General features: G+C 61.8%; 14 protein-coding genes. 5 read left to right on the top strand and 9 right to left on the bottom strand.

Annotated features, from left to right (window positions below):
• Positions 1-43: 43 nt before the first annotated feature.
• Entirely contained in the window at positions 44-1,723 is a 1,680-nt protein-coding gene (locus RY831_RS21845; protein WP_437126314.1) for a RecQ family ATP-dependent DNA helicase, read from the top strand.
• A 232-nt stretch (positions 1,724-1,955) separates the two neighbouring features.
• Positions 1,956-2,507, top strand: a complete 552-nt coding sequence (locus RY831_RS21840) for a hypothetical protein (RefSeq protein ID WP_326508495.1) — start codon at positions 1,956-1,958, stop codon at positions 2,505-2,507.
• Positions 2,508-2,664: 157 nt separating this feature from the next.
• Here the strand turns inward: RY831_RS21840 and RY831_RS21835 are convergent, their stop codons facing one another.
• Positions 2,665-3,549 carry a GIY-YIG nuclease family protein gene (locus RY831_RS21835; protein WP_326508494.1) on the bottom strand — a complete coding sequence of 295 codons (885 nt, stop codon included), beginning with the start codon at positions 3,547-3,549 and terminating at the stop codon, positions 2,665-2,667.
• A 150-nt stretch (positions 3,550-3,699) separates the two neighbouring features.
• Between RY831_RS21835 and imuA the strand changes: the two genes are divergently transcribed.
• The 3 genes from imuA (at position 3,700) to RY831_RS21820 (ending at position 9,410) form a co-directional block, all read left to right on the top strand.
• Positions 3,700-4,491: a translesion DNA synthesis-associated protein ImuA gene (gene imuA, locus RY831_RS21830; RefSeq protein WP_326508493.1), complete on the top strand. Its 792-nt coding sequence runs from the start codon at positions 3,700-3,702 to the stop codon at positions 4,489-4,491.
• A gap of 15 nt (positions 4,492-4,506) precedes the next feature.
• Positions 4,507-5,976 carry a Y-family DNA polymerase gene (locus tag RY831_RS21825; RefSeq protein ID WP_326508492.1) on the top strand — a complete coding sequence of 490 codons (1,470 nt, stop codon included), beginning with the start codon at positions 4,507-4,509 and terminating at the stop codon, positions 5,974-5,976.
• 182 nt (positions 5,977-6,158) lie between these two features.
• On the top strand, positions 6,159-9,410 hold the full coding sequence (locus RY831_RS21820; RefSeq protein WP_326508491.1) for an error-prone DNA polymerase: 3,252 nt from the start codon (positions 6,159-6,161) through the stop codon (positions 9,408-9,410).
• Between the two features lie 17 nt (positions 9,411-9,427).
• Here the strand turns inward: RY831_RS21820 and RY831_RS21815 are convergent, their stop codons facing one another.
• The 8 genes from RY831_RS21815 to RY831_RS21780 form a co-directional block, all read right to left on the bottom strand.
• Positions 9,428-10,543 carry an alpha-hydroxy acid oxidase gene (locus RY831_RS21815; protein ID WP_326508490.1) on the bottom strand — a complete coding sequence of 372 codons (1,116 nt, stop codon included), beginning with the start codon at positions 10,541-10,543 and terminating at the stop codon, positions 9,428-9,430.
• Positions 10,540-11,229 carry a Fe2+-dependent dioxygenase gene (locus tag RY831_RS21810; protein WP_326508489.1) on the bottom strand — a complete coding sequence of 230 codons (690 nt, stop codon included), beginning with the start codon at positions 11,227-11,229 and terminating at the stop codon, positions 10,540-10,542. The genes RY831_RS21815 and RY831_RS21810 overlap by 4 nt, the downstream gene beginning before the upstream one ends.
• 10 nt (positions 11,230-11,239) lie before the next feature.
• Positions 11,240-13,510, bottom strand: coding sequence for a TonB-dependent receptor (locus tag RY831_RS21805; RefSeq protein ID WP_437126312.1), 2,271 nt, complete (start codon positions 13,508-13,510; stop codon positions 11,240-11,242).
• A gap of 97 nt (positions 13,511-13,607) precedes the next feature.
• On the bottom strand, positions 13,608-14,645 hold the full coding sequence (locus RY831_RS21800; protein WP_437126313.1) for a Fe(3+) ABC transporter substrate-binding protein: 1,038 nt from the start codon (positions 14,643-14,645) through the stop codon (positions 13,608-13,610).
• Between the two features lie 86 nt (positions 14,646-14,731).
• The gene (locus tag RY831_RS21795; RefSeq protein ID WP_326508487.1) at positions 14,732-15,148 is read right to left on the bottom strand and encodes an ExbD/TolR family protein; all 417 of its coding nucleotides are present in this window, start codon (positions 15,146-15,148) and stop codon (positions 14,732-14,734) included.
• A gap of 2 nt (positions 15,149-15,150) precedes the next feature.
• On the bottom strand, positions 15,151-15,870 hold the full coding sequence (locus RY831_RS21790; RefSeq protein WP_326508486.1) for a MotA/TolQ/ExbB proton channel family protein: 720 nt from the start codon (positions 15,868-15,870) through the stop codon (positions 15,151-15,153).
• A gap of 29 nt (positions 15,871-15,899) precedes the next feature.
• Positions 15,900-16,613 (bottom strand): energy transducer TonB, encoded by a 714-nt coding sequence (locus tag RY831_RS21785; protein ID WP_326508485.1) that lies wholly within the window; start codon positions 16,611-16,613, stop codon positions 15,900-15,902.
• 350 nt (positions 16,614-16,963) lie between these two features.
• Complete coding sequence (locus tag RY831_RS21780; RefSeq protein WP_326508484.1) at positions 16,964-18,337, bottom strand: sigma-54-dependent transcriptional regulator; 1,374 nt, start codon at positions 18,335-18,337, stop codon at positions 16,964-16,966.
• Between the last annotated feature and the right edge of the window lie 135 nt (positions 18,338-18,472).

Below are 18,472 nucleotides of genomic sequence, written 5' to 3'. Positions count from 1 at the left end.
GTCGGCAAGGAGTGGCGGCCGAAAAATCTCGCCCTCCTCTTTCATGGCGCGCCGTTCGACCTCGAGAATATCGAGAGCGGAATTGCACGAGACGCTCAATGAAACCTTCGGCATTGAAGAACTCCGGCCGGGGCAGAAAGAAGTCATCGACAGCGTGCTGCGCCGCTGCCATACCCTGGCCATCATGCCTACCGGCGCCGGCAAGTCCCTGTGCTATCAGCTGCCCGCCTTGAAAATGCCGGGGATGACCATCGTCGTATCCCCGTTGATTTCGCTGATGAAGGACCAGGCCTCCAAGCTGGAAAGCGCGGGCGTAGGCGCGGCGGAGGTCAACAGCACCCTGACCACGCGTGAAGAGGCCTCGGTGCTCGAAAGCATCAAGCAGGCGGATCACGAGTTCGTATTCGTGACACCCGAGCGTCTTTCGGATCCGGGCTTCATGGAAACCATTGCCCACAACCAGATCAGCCTGTTTGTCATCGACGAGGCGCATTGCATCTCGCAATGGGGCCATGACTTCCGCCCCGCCTTCCTGAATCTCGGGGCCGCCATCAAGGCACTGGGCAATCCGACCGTGCTGGCGCTGACCGCCACCGCCACGGACGAAGTGGTAACGGACATCTCAAAGCAATTGGGCCTGGATGACATGCATGTCATAAATACAGGCATATACCGGTCAAATCTTCACTATCGCGCGATCGCGGTGACCGACGATGGCGAGAAGCTGAGCCAGATCCTGCGCCTGGTGCGAGAGGAGGAAGGCTCCGGCATCGTCTATGCGGCGACGGTAAAGGCTGTGGAAGAAGTGCATGAGGCGCTGAAGGAAGCCGGTGAAAGCGTCACCTATTATCACGGCCAGCTTTCGGCGAAGATCCGCTCGCAGAACCAGGACGCCTTCATGAACGGCGAAAGCCGCATCATGGTCGCCACCAATGCATTCGGCATGGGGATCGACAAGGCGGACATCCGGTTCGTGATCCATTATCAGATACCGGGCAATCTCGAAGCCTATTACCAGGAGTCGGGACGCGCGGGACGCGACGGCGAGCCGGCCGACTGCATACTGCTCTACCAGGCGAAGGACAAGCAGGTACAGCAGTTTTTCCTGGCTCGCCGCTATCCCGGTGTTGATGACCTGAGTTCGGTCTATTCGGCCTTGCAGGCCTTGTCCGCCAATGGCAGTTTCGTGTCCTTCGCGCGCCTGCATGAAGAACTGGAAGAATTGTCGGATGCGCGTTTGCAGGTATCGCTCAAACTGCTACGGGATGGCGGACTGCAGGAGCAGAATGATGAACTGGCCTATCGCGTAACCAGGGTCCGGGCCAAGCCCAAGGATCTGGCGCAGCTCGTCGAGACTTACCGCGACAAGACAGCCAGGGATCATGAAGCCCTGGAACGCATGGTGTTTTATGCGCAGACCGGTTTCTGTCGCTGGAAAGTGCTGATTGACTATTTCGGCGAAGAGGCCGATTGGTCGCATTGCGGCGGTTGCGACAATTGCAGGCAGCCGCCGGAACAGGCATTGAGTCCCGAACACATACGCGACCATGCACCTCCTTCGCTGCGCGAGGACAAGGACCCGTTGCCGGATGTCGGTACGGCGGTGCGCGTTCCGAAGTACGGGGAGGGCCGCGTAGTCTCCTCTGCGGGCGACAAGGTAACCATCATCTTCCCGGACCGGCAGACCAAGACCTTCCTGCGCGATTATGTGAAAGCTGCCTGAGGCGCACCGGAAGCGGAAGTGGAAACGGTGCTGCTATCCGGCCGGCTTCATGTAGCTTGCATGATTAATGCACGCTATGCGCATTCATGCATAAGCTGAAATCCGGTTCATTTGTTGAAAAAAACATATTCGCATTGAGATTTATCAAAGCTTGTGCAGGCACTTAAGCCAACCAAGTTTCTCCAATGGCCGTGTATCGGCTTACAACTATATTTTCTTGAGAGGAACCAACATGAAATATTCAGTATTGCTCGCGGCGCTCGTCGCCTCGCTGACCCTGGCTGCTTGCGACAAGAAAGACGGCGGCACCGCCGGCGCAGACGCCGGCAGCACCAGCAGCAGCGCTGGTGCCACAGGCAGCACCGGAGCCACTGGCGGAACCACAGGCAGCACCGGTGCGGCAGGCAGCACTGGCAGCACCGATAGCAGCACAGGCGCCACGACTCCAGGCGCGGCCGGCAGCACCGGAAGCACTGCAGGCGGGACCACCGGCGCAACACCGGGCGGCACTGGCAGCGATGCCTCGAGCGCAGGCGCCACTCCTGGCGGCAGCACTGACAGCACTGGCGGCACCGCGGGAGGATCGAGCACTCCGGGCAGCAGCGGCAGCACAGGCGGCACGACCGGCAGCGCGGGCACCACGAGCAGCGATACCAGTTCCAGCGCAGGCGGCACAACAGGCGGCACAACAGGCGGCACTACCGACTCCGCTGGCAGCACGACTTCCCCTTCCGGCGGCAGTGCGGGCGGTACCGGCGGCAGCGCAGGCGGCGCTTCGAAATAATCGAAGCCTCATCCAGACCAAGGCCGTACCCGGCGCATGCCGGCGTACGGCTTTTTCATTTCGTGCGGCCTTGGCGAAAAGTTCGATGCATTGCACATGCATTTGCTTATTCCATCCCGCTAGCCCGGCACAGGAAACGGCGCCTGCCTTCCGAATTTCATAGCCGGACCGGCTGTATGAACAATTCGCCGCGCAGCATGGGCTTGACCAGTATCTTGTAGGTATCGACATCGAATGCACGCCGGGCCGGGCGCTTGACAGGTTTTCGTCCCTTGGCATGGTCGATCGAGCCGAGATAGGCCCAGTGGTCCACCACATGGGTTTGCTTCCAGCCGTCGCATTCCTCGACGATGCCCATCGCGCCTTCGTATGGCCAGATCATCACCCGCATTTCATTCAATGCCGCCTTGAGGCGCCGGTAATGCTCTTGCGCCGTCTCGACGCCGACGCAGGCGCCGAGGCACCGCGATATCTGATGCGCAAAGCAGGCCCTGCCGCGCGTGGCGGCTTCGAGCCCGGTCAATCCCGGACACAGCATCTGCATCTCGACGATTTCGCGCAGCTTTTCCTGCGCCGCCCTGCGCGTGGCGAACAAGCCGTAGAGATCGGTTGTGCAGGCAAAATCGAGATCTCGCGCATAGACCACTTCCGGCACCGATTTCACATGTGCGCCAAGACGCAACGAGCACATCTCGCGCGTGCGCCGCAGCTTCTTGTTGTGCAGCGGCTGCATTTCCTTGATCAGGCGCGACTCCAGCAGCAGGGCTCCGATGTCGCCGGCGGTGCGCTGGAATTCGACATGGCTGCTTTGCTGCAGCATGCGCGCTTCCTCTGGCGTACGGAGATGGGATAGCACGCGCGTGCGGATGTTGATGCTCTTGCCGATATAAAGAGGCCGGTCATTCTCGTCCCGGAAGATGTAAATGCCGGGCTTGGAAGGCAAGGCGTCGAGACTGGCGCGATCGATATGGTGCGGATACTCGAAGGTATCGGCGGGGTTAGGCTTGATCAGCAAGCCTAGGGAAGTGACACGGGGTTGCATAAGGTACAAAAATCTTTAAGAAAAAATAAAGACAGATCAATCACATACAAATTTGACCAAAAATCGACTAAGCTGCCTCCACGTTATACTGTATATTTATACAGTATAAATTGATGCCTAGCATCGCCATGAAAAGATTAGGAGGTCCGCATGCCCACATTAGTTTCCACCGCAAGGCCGCCCGATGGAGGCCTGTCCTCCCTGTCCCATGCGGTATGGCGAGCTGATCAGATGGCATCGGGCCATTGCGCGGTAACAGCCACCGGCTATTCGTTGCTGGACAAGGAACTGCCGAACGGCGGCTGGCCGAAGGGCAGCCTGATCGAATTGATGATGGAGCAGCCGGGCATCGGCGAAATCCGTCTGCTGCGTTCCGCCTTCAGTGCCATCGCAGGCAAGCGCCGCATCGCGCTGGTACAGCCGCCGCATCTGCCTCACGTTTCGGCCTGGGCAAACTGGGGTCTGCCGATTGACAGCCTGCTCTGGATCCAGGCCGCTCGCAGCGCGGATGCGCTGTGGAGCGCGGAGCAGATCCTTAACAACGGCAGTTGCGGTGCACTGCTCTTCTGGCAATCGCACCTGCGCACCGAGTCGCTGCGGCGCCTTCATCTCGCCGCGCAGGGAAGCGACACGCTGTTCTGGCTAATGCGTCCGCTGGCCTGCATGCGCGATGCTTCTCCGGCGCCGCTGCGCCTGGCCCTGCGTCCCGCGGCCGAGGGCTTGCAGATCCAGATCGTCAAGCGCCGCGGACCGCTCCGCGATGATCCGATTCTCCTGCGCATGAACGACATGCCGGCAGCACCGCATCCGTTCAATGCCCCGCAAGGCGCTCCTTCCCGGCACCAGGCCGGGGCATTGGCAGAGAACGCAGTGCAGGCGCCGGCTGCTGCTTCTCTTGTCGGGGTGATGGCTGCCGAAGTCCCGGCCCATCGCGTTAATTGAACGCGGCGGGAACCGATGCGATCCTGGATCGGCGTACATCTGCCTTGGCTTCCGCTTGAAAGCCTGCGGCCATGCTGGAGCGAACCCGGCAGGCATGTAATCCTCGAACGTGGATACGTGATGGCGACGAGTCCGCAGGCGGCGCATGCCGGCGTGCGTATCGGCATGCGCGCCGCCGGCGTGCAGATGATCTGCCCTGATGCAACGCTGCATGAACGCGACGATGCCAGGGAGCGGGAAGCGCTCGACAGCATCGCCCTCGCCCTGCTGCAGTACACGCCGGAAGTGGCTTTTGCCGAACACAGCAGCCTGCTGCTCGATGTGACTGCCAGCCTGCGTGCATTCGGCGGCCGCCTGGCGCTGGCCCGGCTGGTGCGGCATGGCGTCCGTGCGCTCGGTTTCACGCCGCAGATCAGCATGGCGCCGACGGCACAGGCAGCATGGCTGCTGGCTTATGCCCGGTCAGGCCGCAGGCCGGCGCGGCGCCGGATGATACGCATGGAAAGCATGGCGCGCCGTCTCGATGCGCTGCCTTGCGCCCTGCTGCCGCAAGTACAGCCTTACCTGCCGTGGCTCGAAGGCATCGGCTGCAGGACGCTGGCCGGCCTGCGCAAGCTGCCTCGCGCCGGCCTGCTGCGGCGATGCGACAAAAGTGTGCTGGATGCGCTCGACCGGGCCTATGGGCAGGCCGCCGAACTGCACGATTGGGTGCAGCCGCCGCAGCATTTTGCCGTCCGGATGGAGCTGCCCGATCGCATCGAGCATGCCGAGTCGGCGCTGTTCGCCGCGCGGCGGCTACTGCTGCAGATGACTGGATGGCTGGTTGCCCGGCAGCTGGCGGTGTCGCGCTTCCTCCTGCTGCTTGAACATGAGCGCGGCCGCACCGCGATTGCGCCCACGCCGCTGGAAATCGCACTGGCCGAACCGGTGTGGCAGGAGGAGCACCTGACGCGCCTGCTCAAGGAAAGGCTGGGCCGCATCGAGCTTGTCGCGCCGCTGATCGGCTTGCGGCTTGAAGCGGTCCAGCTTTCCGCCATGCTGCCGCCTACCGAATCGCTGTTTCCCGAGCCTGGCGGAACGCCGGTCGACTTCCACCGCCTGCTGGAGCTTCTCAAGGCGCGGCTGGGCGACCATGGCGTGCTGGCGCCTGCGCCGCAAGCCGATCATCGCCCGGAAGTTTCGAATGCCTGGGCACCGGGCCAGGCTTCGCAACTTGCCGCAAGCCGGCTCGCCTGTTATGCGGAAAGACCGTTCTGGCTGCTCAAGCAGCCGATCGAACTGCTTGTCCGCAATGAACGCCCTTTTTATGGTTCTCCGCTGCGCATGGTGAAGGGACCGGAACGCATCGAGTGCGGCTGGTGGGATGGCAGGCTGATCATGCGCGACTATTTCGTCGCGCAAGCCGAAAACTCGAATTTCTACTGGATCTACCGCGAGCGTCACGGCGTGGAGGCCTGCTGGTTCCTGCAGGGCTTGTTCGGTTGAGGGTTCGGAAATAAAAAATCGAAAGCCAGCGGAATATCCGGAGCCGGTGGCCTGGATGCAGTTGCTGAACAACGCTTGGCAAGCTTCAACGCAAGGTCCGGCAAAAGCACAGCATTTGCATTGGCAAAAAGGCAGCTTGCCGATTTATACTGTATTTTTATACAGTATTTATCAAAAACAACGTGCGCGCCGACCCTCCATCGAAGTCTTCCGATCTGCCTTCCCTGCTGCCCGAGTATGCCGAACTGCATTGCCTTTCCAATTTCACTTTCCTGCACGGCGCCTCGCATCCGGAAGAACTCGTGCTGCGCGCGTCCCAGCTCGGGTACGCCGCGCTGGCCCTGACCGACGAGTGCTCGCTGGCCGGCGTGGTGCGCGCGCATGGCGAAGCGAAGCAGTGCGGGCTGCATCTCATCATCGGCAGCTTTTTCCGGCTCACCCACGCCGACGGCAGGCCGGCATTTTCCCTGATCCTGCTTGCCGCCGACAGGGACGGCTACGGCAACCTGTCGGAACTGATCACGCTGGCGCGCACGCGCGCGCAAAAAGGAAGCTACCTCCTCACGCCGGACGACTTCACCGCGCCGCAGCAAGACCATGCCCACCTGCGCGGCATGCCTGGCTGCCTTGCCCTCCTGCTGCCCTTGCATGGCCTCGACGCCGAGGAACTGGATTCGCAGGCGGCATGGATGGCGCGCGTCTTCCCGTCGCGTGCCTGGATCGCGCTCACCCTGCTCCATCATCCCGGCGATGACCGCCATCGCGCCCTTGTCGGCCAGGCAGCCGGCCGGCATGGCGTGCCGATAGCGGCGACCGGGAATGTGTGCATGCATGTGCGTTCACGCAAGCCGCTGCAGGATACGCTGACAGCCATCCGGCTCGGCAAGCCGATAGCCGAATGCGGCTATGATCTCGCGCCGAATGCGGAACAGCATCTGCGCTCGCGGCTGCGGCTTGCCAATATCTATCCGCCCGCCGCGCTGGCCGAAACCTTGCGCATCGCCGGGCTCTGCGGATTTTCGCTGGATGAACTGCGTTATGAATATCCGGATGAACTGGTTCCTCAAGGTTATACGCCTGCCGCCTACCTGCGGCGCGAGGTCTATGCGGGTGCCATGGAACGATTCCCGGAAGGCGTGCCGCCTGCCGTGCAGCAGCAGCTCGAGCATGAACTCGCGCTGATCGAGGAAAAGCGCTACGAGGCCTATTTCCTGACCGTGTACGACATCGTTCGCTTTGCACGCAGCGTCGGCATTCTCTGCCAGGGGCGCGGTTCGGCCGCCAATTCGGTGGTCTGCTATTGCCTGCGCATCACCGAGGTCGATCCTTCCCGCAGCACCCTGCTGTTCGAGCGCTTCATTTCAAGGGAGCGCGACGAGCCGCCCGATATCGACGTCGACTTCGAACACCAGCGCAGGGAGGAAGTCATCCAGTACATCTACGGGAAGTATGGAAGGCTGCGCGCCGCATTGACCGCCGTGGTCATCAGCTACAAGCCGCGCAGCGTACTGCGCGATGTCGGCAAGGCGCTCGGCGTCGATGCGGGCATCGTCGACCAGGTCGCGAAATCTCACCGCTGGTGGGACGGCAAGAACAGCCTGGCCGAGCGCTTCGCCGAATGCGGAATGGAAAAGGATTCGCTAATGGCCGTGCAATGGGCCGACATCGCGGAAAAGCTGATGCGTTTTCCGCGCCACCTGTCCCAGCATCCGGGCGGCTTCATCATTTCCCGAGGCAAGCTCTCGCGCCTGGTGCCGATAGAAAACGCCGCGATGAAGGACCGCAGCGTGGTGCAGTGGGACAAGGACGATATCGACGCGCTGGGCCTGCTGAAGGTCGACATTCTCGCGCTGGGCATGCTCAGCATGATCCGCCGCGCGCTCGACTTCATCACCGACCTGCGCGGCGAACCCTTCAACCTGCAGGACATTCCTCGGGAAGATCCGGCTACCTATGCGATGATTTCCCGGGCCGACACCATCGGCGTGTTCCAGATCGAGAGCCGGGCGCAGATGACCATGCTGCCGCGCCTGCGCCCCAGGGAATTCTACGACCTGGTGATCCAGGTGGCGATCGTGCGGCCAGGACCGATCCAGGGCGGCATGGTCCATCCCTATCTGCGGCGCAGGCAAGGGCTGGAGCCGGTCACCTACCCCAGCGACAAGATCAGGCAGGCCTTGTCGCGCACGCTTGGCGTGGCCATTTTCCAGGAACAGGTGATGCAGATCGCCATACTTGCGGCCGAATTCACCGCAGGCGAAGCCGACCAGCTGCGGCGTGCGATGGCGGCATGGCGGCGCAAGGGCGACATCGGAAAATTCCAGGACAAGCTGATCGCCGGCATGAGAAGGAACGGCTATGAGGAGGAATTCATCAGTGCCATCGTGCGCCAGATTCACGGTTTTGCCGAATACGGATTTCCGGAAAGCCATGCGGCAAGTTTCGCCCTGCTGGCGTATGCCAGTTCCTGGATCAAGTGCCATGAACCGGCCGCCTTCCTGGCGGCGCTGCTCAACAGCCAGCCGATGGGTTTCTATTCGCCTTCGCAACTGGTCCAGGATGCGCGCCGCCACAATGTGACGGTGCGTCCGGTCGATATTCGCTACAGCGACTGGGATGCCAGGCTGGAATGGAGCGAGGGCGAGGCGGCGTTGCACATGCCCGACGGGCCGCGCTGGGCGGGGACGGAGAATAGGTCGATGAAGAGCCATCCCGGCCAATCAGCCCAGCCCGCGGTACGCCTGGGTTTCAACATGGTGCGCGGACTGTCCTGCGAGGCGGCCTGGCGCATCGAGGAAGCTCGCTCGGTCAAGCCCTTCCCCGACCTGGCGGACCTTGCCCTGCGCGCGCAGCTGAGCCGGCACGACCTGGAGATGCTGGCCAATGCCAATGCGCTCGAAGCGCTGGCCGGGCACCGGCGACAGGCGCTGTGGCATGCGGTGGCATCCGAGCCGGGCAAGGGATTGCTGAGGGGCGCGGGCATTGAAGAAGAGCCGGTGCGGCTCGATGCGCCAACCGAAGGGGAAGGCATCGTGGCGGACTATCACTCCACCGGAGTAACGCTCGGCAGGCATCCGCTGGCCTTGCTGCGAACCGCGCTGGCGGCAAGGAGATTCCTGCCCGCGGACATATTGCACACCTTCGCGGACCGCCAGCTTGCGCGCGCATGCGGCATCGTCACCGTCCGCCAGCGCCCGGAAACGGCCAACGGCACCATGTTCGTCACCCTGGAAGACGAGACCGGGCTGGTCAATGTCATCGTATGGCCAGCGCTGATCGAACGCTATCGCAAGGAATTGCTGGGATCGCAGTTGCTCGGCGTCTATGGGGTATGGCAATGCGAGAGCAATGTGCACCATCTGGTTGCCGGCCGGCTGGTGGACATGTCGGGCCTGCTGGGGCGGCTGCAATTCCGCAGCAGGGATTTTGCGTGAAACCGAGCGTTCGCCGATTAACTGAACAAGGCATCCGCATTGATGTCGGCGAGCGTGGCGCAGCCGCACAAGGCCATCGCAATCTCCAGCTCGTCGCGAAGCAGGCGCACCACGTGCGACACGCCCATGGCGCCCGCATTGGCCAGGCCGAACACATAAGGACGCCCGATCAGGACCGCGTCCGCGCCCAGCGCAATCGCCTTGAACACATCGGTGCCGCGCCGTATGCCGCCATCGGCCAGTATCGGGAACTGCGGCCCCATCGCCGCGCGTATCCTGGGCAATATGGTTGCCGTCGCAGGCACGGTATCGAGCGTGCGTCCGCCATGATTGGAAACAATTACGCCATCGGCGCCGTGTTGCGCCGCAAGCTGCGCATCGCCGGGATGCATGATGCCCTTCAGGATGACTGGCAAGCGCGTGATGCCGCGCAGCCATTCGATGTCTTTCCAGGTCGGCGCGGTTGCCAGGAGCGCATCAAACATGCGGCTTTGATGCTCGTTCAGCATGACGGGTTTGGGAGCCGGCAGGCCGGCAAGATTGACTGCCGATACATCTGGAGGCAGCTTGAAGCCGACACGACGTTCCCGATCCCGCACACCGCTGCTGGAAGCATCGACGGTGACGACCAGCGCTTCATAACCGGCACTCTCGGCACGGCGTACGAGTTCCTTGGTAAAACCGCGATCATGCTGGAAATAGAGCTGAAACCATAACGGCCCGCGCTGCCGCTCCGGCAACACGGCCCGCGCCACATGTTCAAGCAGTACGCTGGCCTGTGAACTCAGAATCAGCCCCGCCCCCTGCATGCTGGCCGCATAGGCGGTCGCCATTTCGCCATCGCGGTGGGCCATGCGTTGAAACGCCACCGGCGCCAGCAGGATGGGATGAGCAAGGGTACGCCCGAATAATGCAGTGCGCGTATGACCGCCAACCAGGTTGCGCAGCACCCGGGGAAACAACTGGATACCGTCCCAGGCGGTACGGTTGGCGCGCAGCGTGATTTCATCCGCGGCGCCTCCGCTGAAATAGGCAAATGCATTGGCATCCAGCCGCTTCGCCGCATGCATTTCATGATCCCCCAGGCTGACAACTCCCTGAGGGATGGGCTCAACGGAAGGAACTCCGCTCATGTGTCGGCCCACATCCGCAACAGGTTGTGGTAAGTGCCGGTCAGCTGCACCACCGAAGGTTCCTGTTCGCCGAGGGAATCGCGCAGCTTCAGCAACGCCATATCCATCTCGAACAGCAGCTGGCGCTGGTCGCTGCCGCGCACCATGCTTTCGATCCAGAAGAAGCTGGCAAGACGCGTTCCCCGCGTCACGGGTGTCACCTGGTGCAGTGTCGTGCCCGGATAGAGCACCAGATCACCGGCCGGCAGCTTGATGCGGCGTTCACCCTGCGGGTCCTGCATCACCAGCTCGCCGCCATCGTATTCGTCAGGTTCGGACAAAAACAAAGTGCAGGACAGATCGGTGCGCACCCATTGCGCGGGGTTGCGTGAGTACAATACGGCGCCGTCGACATGCGCGCCGTAATGATTGCTGTCACCCCCATAGCGGTTGAACAGCGGATTGAAAATCTTGCGCGGCAGGGCCGCGGAAAAGAACAACGGGTCGCGTTGCACTGCAGCCAAGACCAGCGCTTGCAGTTGGCGCGAGACGTCGCTGTCCTGCGACAGCTGCTCGTTGTTCTTGCGGGCGACCGCCTGGCCGCCCGCACTGACCCGTCCGTCCACCCACGGCGCCCCCTGCCCGAGCAATGCCCGGGCAGTTGCCAGTTCGTCGCGAGTGAGGACGTTCTTCAGATGCAGAAGCATCGGCGCTTTCCTAGAAGTTTGCCTTCAGTGTCAGCTCCACGCGACGCGGCGCACCGGGCGCATAGAATCCGCGGTACAGGGAATCGGCATAGAGCCTGTCCGTCAGATTGGTGACGTTCAGCTTGGCGGACCACGTCTGATTGATCGTGTACTCGGCCATCGCATCGACAACGGTGAAGCTGTCCGCCGTCACGTGCCGTGCACCCTCCGGGTTCTGCTGGCCGCGATAAGTCAGGCCGGCGCCAAGGCGAAGTTCGGGCAGGATGCGGTAGGTCGTCCAGAGGCTGCCGCTATGCCTCGGCGTCAGGCCCGGTCGGTCGCCCTCCACCTGTGGACCGGTGCCGGCCGCATTGCGAGCGACATTGCTCTTGTCGATCTTGGCGCGCGGAATCCAGGTATGGTTGAAGAACACTTCCCACTTCGGCGTGATGCGGCCGGCGAGGTTGAACTCCAGGCCCGACGCATGCCGTTTTCCCGACAGGAGCTGCTGGGTGGATGCAGTGTCCGGATCAGTGTTGCGTTCATTGTACTTCTCGCTGTAGAACGCGGCGAGACCAAGCGAAGTGCGCTTTTCGAAGAGCTCCCACTTGCCGCCCAGTTCGAAGTTGCGGCTCTTCTCCGCCGGCGTATTGGCGTCGCGCTCGGCCTGTGAACCGGGTGTCGGCGCGCCCGGGGCGAACTGGTAGGTATCGCCGGAAGTGTTGTAGGAGGTGCCATAGGACACGTAGTACGAGGCCCAGTCGCTCGGCTGGAACAGCGCGCCAACGCGGGGCGACCACAGGCTTTCACTGCGATCGTTGCTCAGACCGGCCGCGGTGTTGTACTTGGCCGTGAAATGATCGAAGCGCAGGCCGCCAAGCAGTTTGAAGGTATCGGTCACGCTGAGCATATCCTGCGCATACAGGCCGATGTTGCGCGCGTCAAAATCGTTATAGACCGGATTGCCGCGCGTATCGGGACGCCAGTCGCCATCATTCGGCGTGCCGACCGTGGTCGTCAACGTGCTCGCGGGGCCGGCGAAGTTATTGTTCCGCTTGGCGTCTTCCTGGTAGAAGTCAACCCCGGCCAGCAGTTCATGCTGACGGCCTCCGAAGTTGAACTTGCCGGAGTAGTCGCTCGACAGTTGCGTCGTGTCGCTGACGGCAGTGCGGCCCTTCGGCGTACGCTGAAGAACGGTGGAGTTGCTCAGGTTATCCCTGGTCGTGCCGGGCGCAAACCGAATCACACTGGCCCACAGGTCGCGCTCGTAGCGGCCGTGACGCAGCTGGGTCTTGATCTGGCTGCCGTCATCGAAGCGATGCACATGCGCCAGCGTGCCGTAGGTGGCGCGGGTATCGAGGTAATCACTGGTGAAACCGTAGTAGTTCTTGGCAGGCAGCGTCTCGATGATGGTGCCGCGATTGCCGCCGGAAAGAAACCAGGGGTTGCTGTAAGTCGGACGGCCGTCGATATCGAGATGGAAGAGGCCAACAGTGAATTCGTCACGTGTTCCAATGCCCCAGCTATAGGTCGGCGCGATGCCGAGCTTTTTCTGCTTGGCGCCCCAGTTGTCCGCACTGTGCACCATCGCATTCAGGCGCAGCGCTGCATCCTCGCCTGTCTTGATATTGAAGTCGCCGGTGAAACGATGCAGGTCGCCACTGCCGACGGTGTAGGTCGCCTCGTGCTGGTTGAACAGGAACGGCATCTTGCTGACCTGGTTGACGATGCCGCCGGTGGAGCCCTTGCCGAACAACATCGAGGCCGAACCCTTCAGCACTTCGATGCGGTCGTTGTTGAAGGTATCACGCTCATACAGCGCACCGTCGCGCAAGCCGTCCGTATAGATATCGCCGGCCTGGCCCAGAGAAAAGCCGCGCAGGCGCACGTCTTCCTCGCCCGTCTCGCCCGCCTGGAATGTCACGCCCGCGGTGGTGCGCAGCACTTCGCGGAAGTCGTCGAGGTTGCGGTCGTCGATCAGGCGCTCGGTCATCACCGTCACGGACTGCGGTATGTCGCGCAGTTCCTGGGTGCCCTTGCCGATCCCGGTGGTGGTCGTGCGCAGCGAATCCTTGCTCAGCGTTTCGCGTTGGCCCTGCACTTCCACGGTCGGCATCACCTGGTCGGAGGAAGCGGGGGCTTGTGCGACGTTCTGAGCGGTTGCGGAAACCGACGCTGCGAGCATCAGTGCGCCGAGCGGCAGGCTAGACGCACGGCGTGTCTCCGGCTGTGCCGGCGACTGGACTTGAGACACGCGATTCCCTGCCTCCGGCGCGTGGCGTTTTCCAGACTTCTTCTTCATTTGTATCCCTGTGGGTAGATAATTTTATCGTTATGCTGGCTGTCAACAGGAACTGGCTGGCTACGACATGAGTGATGTGAAAAATAAAAGCAAAAAATTATTTGTAGCCGACGCGATCGAGTATTTTCTGGGCTGCGATCTGGTTCTTGCCAATGGCGGTGATCGACACGTTCTCGGCCTTGAATTTACCCATCTGCTGAAGCACCGGGTTCTTCGCCACCGCGGATGAAACCACCGGCCATTCGTTATTGCCGTTGGCGAAATAAGCCTGGGCCTCATCGCCGGCCAGGTACTCAAGGAATTTCACCGCGGCCTCACGATGGGGTGCGTACTTGGCGACTGCGCCGCCGGCGACGTTGATGTGAGTGCCGGAGCCTTCCTGGTTCGGCCATACGAAGCCGACCTTGTTCATCATTTCGCGGTCTTCGGACTTCGTCGAGCGCAGCAGGCGCGCGTAGTAGTAGGAATTAGCCACCGCAATGCCGCACTCGCCCGAGGCCACGCCCTTGATCTGATCGGTGTCGCCACCCTGCGGCGGGCGCGCGAAATTGGCCACCATGCCTTGAGCCCATTTCTCGGTCGCGGCTTCGCCGTTGCGCTCGATCATTGAACCGATCATGGAGAGCATGTACGGATGGGCCCCGGAACGGGTGCATACCTTGCCCTTGTTGACCGGATCGGCCAGCGATTCATAGGTGGCGACATCTTCACGCTTCACGCGCACCTTGTTGTAGACGATGATACGGGCACGGGTGGACAGACCGAACCACTGGGCGCCTTGTCCCTCGTCACCGCCGCGCAGGTTGGCGGGAATTCGCTCCTCCAGCACTGCCGAACGCACCGGCTGGAACTGGCCTTCCACCTGCGCGCGCCACAGGCGGGCCGCATCGACCAGCAGGATCACGTCGGCCGGACTGTTCTTTCCTTCGTTACGCAGCCGCTCCATCAGCGCGGCATCATCCGCTTCGATGCGATTGATGCGAATACCGGTCTGCTTGGTGAAGTTGCTGTAAAGCTGATCGTCGGTCTGGTAGTGACGCGCCGAATAGAGATTGAGGACTTTCTCCTGCGAGTAGGCGGTCGTTGCGCAAAGCAGGGACAGGGCGGCAGCGGCGATACGCTTCTTAGAGATCATATTCATGAGAAATCCTTGTTCTTGAACGGTGCAACAGGCACCGGGCGGCCAATCAGCAGCCGGCTGGTTCATTGGTAAAGCAATGACTAACGTGACGCATCAGGCTCGGTGACGAATCCGATCTTGTTGAGGCCACCGGTCTGCGCAGCGGACATCAATCGCGCGACATTCTCATAGGGCGTCTTGCGATCGGCGCGCAAGTGAAGCTCCGGCTGAGGCGACTGCGCGGCGGCAGTCGAGATGCGATCCTTCAATGCCTGTTCGTCGACCGCCGTGCCGCCCCAGCTGATGACGCCGTTGCTATCGATGGAGACATCGATATGCGATGGCTTGACATCGTTGGGCTGGCTGGCGGCGCGCGGCAGATCGAGCTTGACCGCATGGTTGATCACCGGGACGGTGATGATGAAGATGATGAGCAGGACCAGCATGACGTCCACCAGGGGCGTCATGTTGATTTCCGACATCACATCGTCATCCTTGTCGGGAGCGCCGAAGCTCATGATTATTCTCCCTTGGCGCGCAGGCTGACGACATTCTGGCTTTGTCCCACGCGGCCGCCGGTGATCAGATATGCATGCAGGTCATGCGCAAAATTTGACAGCTGCGCCAGGATGGCCTTGTTGCTGCGGGTAAGTGCGTTGTAGCCGAGCACGGCGGGAATCGCGACGACCAGGCCGAACGCGGTCATGATCAGCGCCTCGCCCACCGGGCCTGCCACACGGTCGATGCTTGCCTGGCCGGACACGCCGATGCCGACCAGCGCATGGTAGATGCCCCATACCGTGCCGAACAGGCCGACGAAGGGTGCGGTGCTGCCGACGGATGCCAGCACCTGCAAGCCGCTTTGCATGCGTCCGGTGATGTTCTCGATCGAGCGGCGCAGGCAGCTGGTGACCCACTCGCTGATGTTGAGCGCGCCATGCAGGTCTTCCTTGCTCATCGCATGATGCATGGCCGCGTTGGCGCCGTCTTCGGCGAGCGCGCGGAAAGGATTGTGGTGGCGGTCCGGCGCCAGAAGGCTCATGCCCTCTTCCAGGCTCTTGGTGTGCCAGAAATGCTCGCTGGCCACGGCGGCCTGGCGACGCAGGCGGATCAGGCTCCAGGCCTTGATGGCCATGACGTACCACGACAGGATGGACATGATGAGCAGAATGATGGCAACAGCATGGGTAACCGAATCACCTTGCTGCCACAGATTGGCGATACCGTAGGGGTTGTTCATGACGCGCTTTCGAAAAATGGTTGGGTTCGTTAATTCAGTTTGAAATCGATGGGGACCTGGACCCACTCGGCAATGGCGGTATCGCCGCGCTTGGCGGGAACGAAACGCCACTTGCGCACGGCAGACAGGGCAGCCTCGTCGAATAGCGCCGAGCTGCTCGGTCGCAGCACCTGCACTTCGCCGGCGGTGCCTTCCGCCGTAACTAGAACGCGCAGCACCACCCTGCCCTCTTCGCCGGCGCGGCGCAGGATGGGCGGATAGACCGGCGCCGGGTTGTTGAGGTAAGCGGCATTGAAGCGCGGCGGCGTCACAGGCGGCGGAGCCGGGGGCGCGGGCGGTGCGGGAGGCGTCGGAGGCGACGGCGGAGCGCTGGTTTCCGGCGGAGCCGCGGGAGTCGGCTGGACCGGAGGCGTTTCCTGCTTGGGCGCCGTCAGTGCTTTTTCGCTGGTGGTCGTGCGCGGCGTTTCCTTTTTCGGCTGCGGCTTGGCTACCGCCTTCTTGGGCTGCGGCTTCGGCGTTTCCTTGGGCTTGGGCTGCGGCACGGGCTCGGGCGGCTTCGGCTGCGGCACTTCCTGCTTGACAGGCTGCACGGCGGGAAGCATTTCGACCATCACCGCAGGCAGGGGTGCAGGCGGAGTCGATGCAGGTTTGTTCAAGCCGTTCATCAGCAACCACAGGGCGGCAATGTGGGAGACAGTGATCAGTGCAAACGCGCCGGACTTTTCGTTGAAAAATTGAGTCATGTTCTAGGTTTCGGCTTTTCGTCGGCGACGAAAGCAACTACGGTTTTACGGCGGCATTTCGCCGCAAAACCAATTACATCCGGTTTCAACATTAACATTAACGATAATGATAACAATTCTCATTTGTTTAGGAAAGTCCTAATTTATCCGTTGAAAAGCTTTTGTATAGAGAAGTACACATTTGCCGCCGATAGTTATCAAAATGCAATAGACGAAGTCGTGCGGCCAAACGCCCTGTTTGAACGTTGTTGCGCGCTGACTGGGAAAATAAGAGGGAGGGACGGAGATGGCAGGGCAAGATCCGTCAGCCAGCAGGCTGACGGGAAACAAAAGCACCGGGCGAAATGACTTTAGGAAAGAAGACCCAACGCTTCGAATTCTTCGATTTTTCGGTAAAGACTGGAAAGACCAATACCAAGATGGCGGGCGGCAACGCGGCGATCCCCGCCCGCATCGGCGATCGCCTTGGTGATCACCGAGCACTCGAAACGCCTGACCTGGTCGCGAAGTCCATTGCCGCCTGCTGCCGCCACTCCGGATGCCGGCACCAGGCGCGCGATCTGCGGCGGCAGGTCGGCCTGGGTAATGCGCCCCTCCTCCGCCAGGATCAGGGCGCGGTCGACCACATTCTCCAGCTCGCGCACATTGCCCGGCCAGTCGTAGGCGCCCAGCACCTGCTCGACCTCCGGCTCCATGACGAATTCGCCTGATGCATTCAACCGCTTCGCGCCGCGCCGCACCATGAAACGCACCAGCTCCGGAATATCCTGACGCCGCTCCCGCAGCGGCGGCACATGCAAATGAAATACCGTCAGCCGGAAGTAGAGGTCTTCGCGGAACCTGCCTTCGGCCACCATCTGCGCCAGGTCGCGATTGGTGGCCGCGACGATCCGGACATCCGCCTTCTTCGCCTGCTCGCTGCCGACCGGGCGGACCGATTTTTCCTCAATTACGTGCAGCAGCTTCACTTGCAGCGCAAGCGGCAACTCACCGATTTCGTCGAGGAAGATGGTGCCCTTGTCCGCTTCGAGGAAAAGACCCTTGCGTGCCTTGTCCGCCCCGGTGAATGAACCCTTAACATGGCCGAACAGTTCGCTCTCCATCAGGTTTTCCGGAATGGCGCCGCAATTGACGGGAGTGAAAGGGCCGCCCGCCCGGCCGCTCTGCTGGTGGATCCTGCGGGCGATCACGCCCTTCCCTGTACCGCTTTCCCCGGTGACGAGCACCGTGCTGTCCGTCGGAGCGACCTTGGCAATCAAACGCTCAAGGTCGCGCATCGGCGGCGATTCGAAGCTGAACACTTCTTCCTGGGTAGCATTGACCATGTCGCGCAACACGCGGTTCTCGCTGCTGAGGCGGCGCATGTCCGCCATCTTGGCCACGCGGTGCAGCACTTCATCGTTGCGGACCGGCTTGATCATGTAATCGGAAGCACCGGCCTTGATCGCCTCGATCGCGGTATCGACCGACGCGTAGGCCGTCATCATGATGAAGTTGGCGTCGACGCCTGCCGCACGCGCCCTGCGCACCAGTTCGATACCGTCGAAGTCCGGCATTTGAATATCGCTGATGGCTACATCGATCCCTCCCTGCACCAGCTTCTCCAGCGCCTCGGTGGCATCGGCTGCCTGCACCACGCGGCATCCCGCCTTGGCGAGACGGACGGCAAGGATCTGCCTGATCGCCGGCTCGTCGTCCACCACCAGCACTTCAAGTGATTTCAAGATCCGTTCGTCTGTTCGGTTTGTTCTGTCTATTTGGTCTGCTTGTTTCATTAATTCTGACACGATGGATGCCTCGGCTTCATGTGCCGTGCGTTGTTGCATGCAATTGTGAGGGACGCTGCAACGATACCGCAA

Origin of the sequence: Noviherbaspirillum album (assembly GCF_035916955.1) — a bacterium.
Lineage (GTDB): Bacteria > Pseudomonadota > Gammaproteobacteria > Burkholderiales > Burkholderiaceae_D > Noviherbaspirillum > Noviherbaspirillum album.
The sequence above is the reverse complement of the archived record's forward strand: the minus strand, read 5'-3'. Positions and strand labels throughout refer to the sequence as shown.

Bases quoted from the DNA above. Each gene is read 5' to 3' on its own strand.
- RY831_RS21810 (WP_326508489.1), bottom strand. From the start codon at position 11,229: ATGCTTCTGCATCTGAAGAACGTCCTCACTCGCGACGAACTGGCAACT.
- RY831_RS21800 (WP_437126313.1), bottom strand. From the start codon at position 14,645: ATGATCTCTAAGAAGCGTATCGCCGCTGCCGCCCTGTCCCTGCTTTGC.
- RY831_RS21805 (WP_437126312.1), bottom strand. From the start codon at position 13,510: ATGAAGAAGAAGTCTGGAAAACGCCACGCGCCGGAGGCAGGGAATCGC.
- RY831_RS21795 (WP_326508487.1), bottom strand. From the start codon at position 15,148: ATGAGCTTCGGCGCTCCCGACAAGGATGACGATGTGATGTCGGAAATC.
- RY831_RS21785 (WP_326508485.1), bottom strand. From the start codon at position 16,613: ATGACTCAATTTTTCAACGAAAAGTCCGGCGCGTTTGCACTGATCACT.
- RY831_RS21790 (WP_326508486.1), bottom strand. From the start codon at position 15,870: ATGAACAACCCCTACGGTATCGCCAATCTGTGGCAGCAAGGTGATTCG.
- RY831_RS21825 (WP_326508492.1), top strand. From the start codon at position 4,507: ATGCGATCCTGGATCGGCGTACATCTGCCTTGGCTTCCGCTTGAAAGC.
- imuA (WP_326508493.1), top strand. From the start codon at position 3,700: ATGCCCACATTAGTTTCCACCGCAAGGCCGCCCGATGGAGGCCTGTCC.
- RY831_RS21815 (WP_326508490.1), bottom strand. From the start codon at position 10,543: ATGAGCGGAGTTCCTTCCGTTGAGCCCATCCCTCAGGGAGTTGTCAGC.
- RY831_RS21835 (WP_326508494.1), bottom strand. From the start codon at position 3,549: ATGCAACCCCGTGTCACTTCCCTAGGCTTGCTGATCAAGCCTAACCCC.
- RY831_RS21845 (WP_437126314.1), top strand. From the start codon at position 44: ATGGCGCGCCGTTCGACCTCGAGAATATCGAGAGCGGAATTGCACGAG.
- RY831_RS21840 (WP_326508495.1), top strand. From the start codon at position 1,956: ATGAAATATTCAGTATTGCTCGCGGCGCTCGTCGCCTCGCTGACCCTG.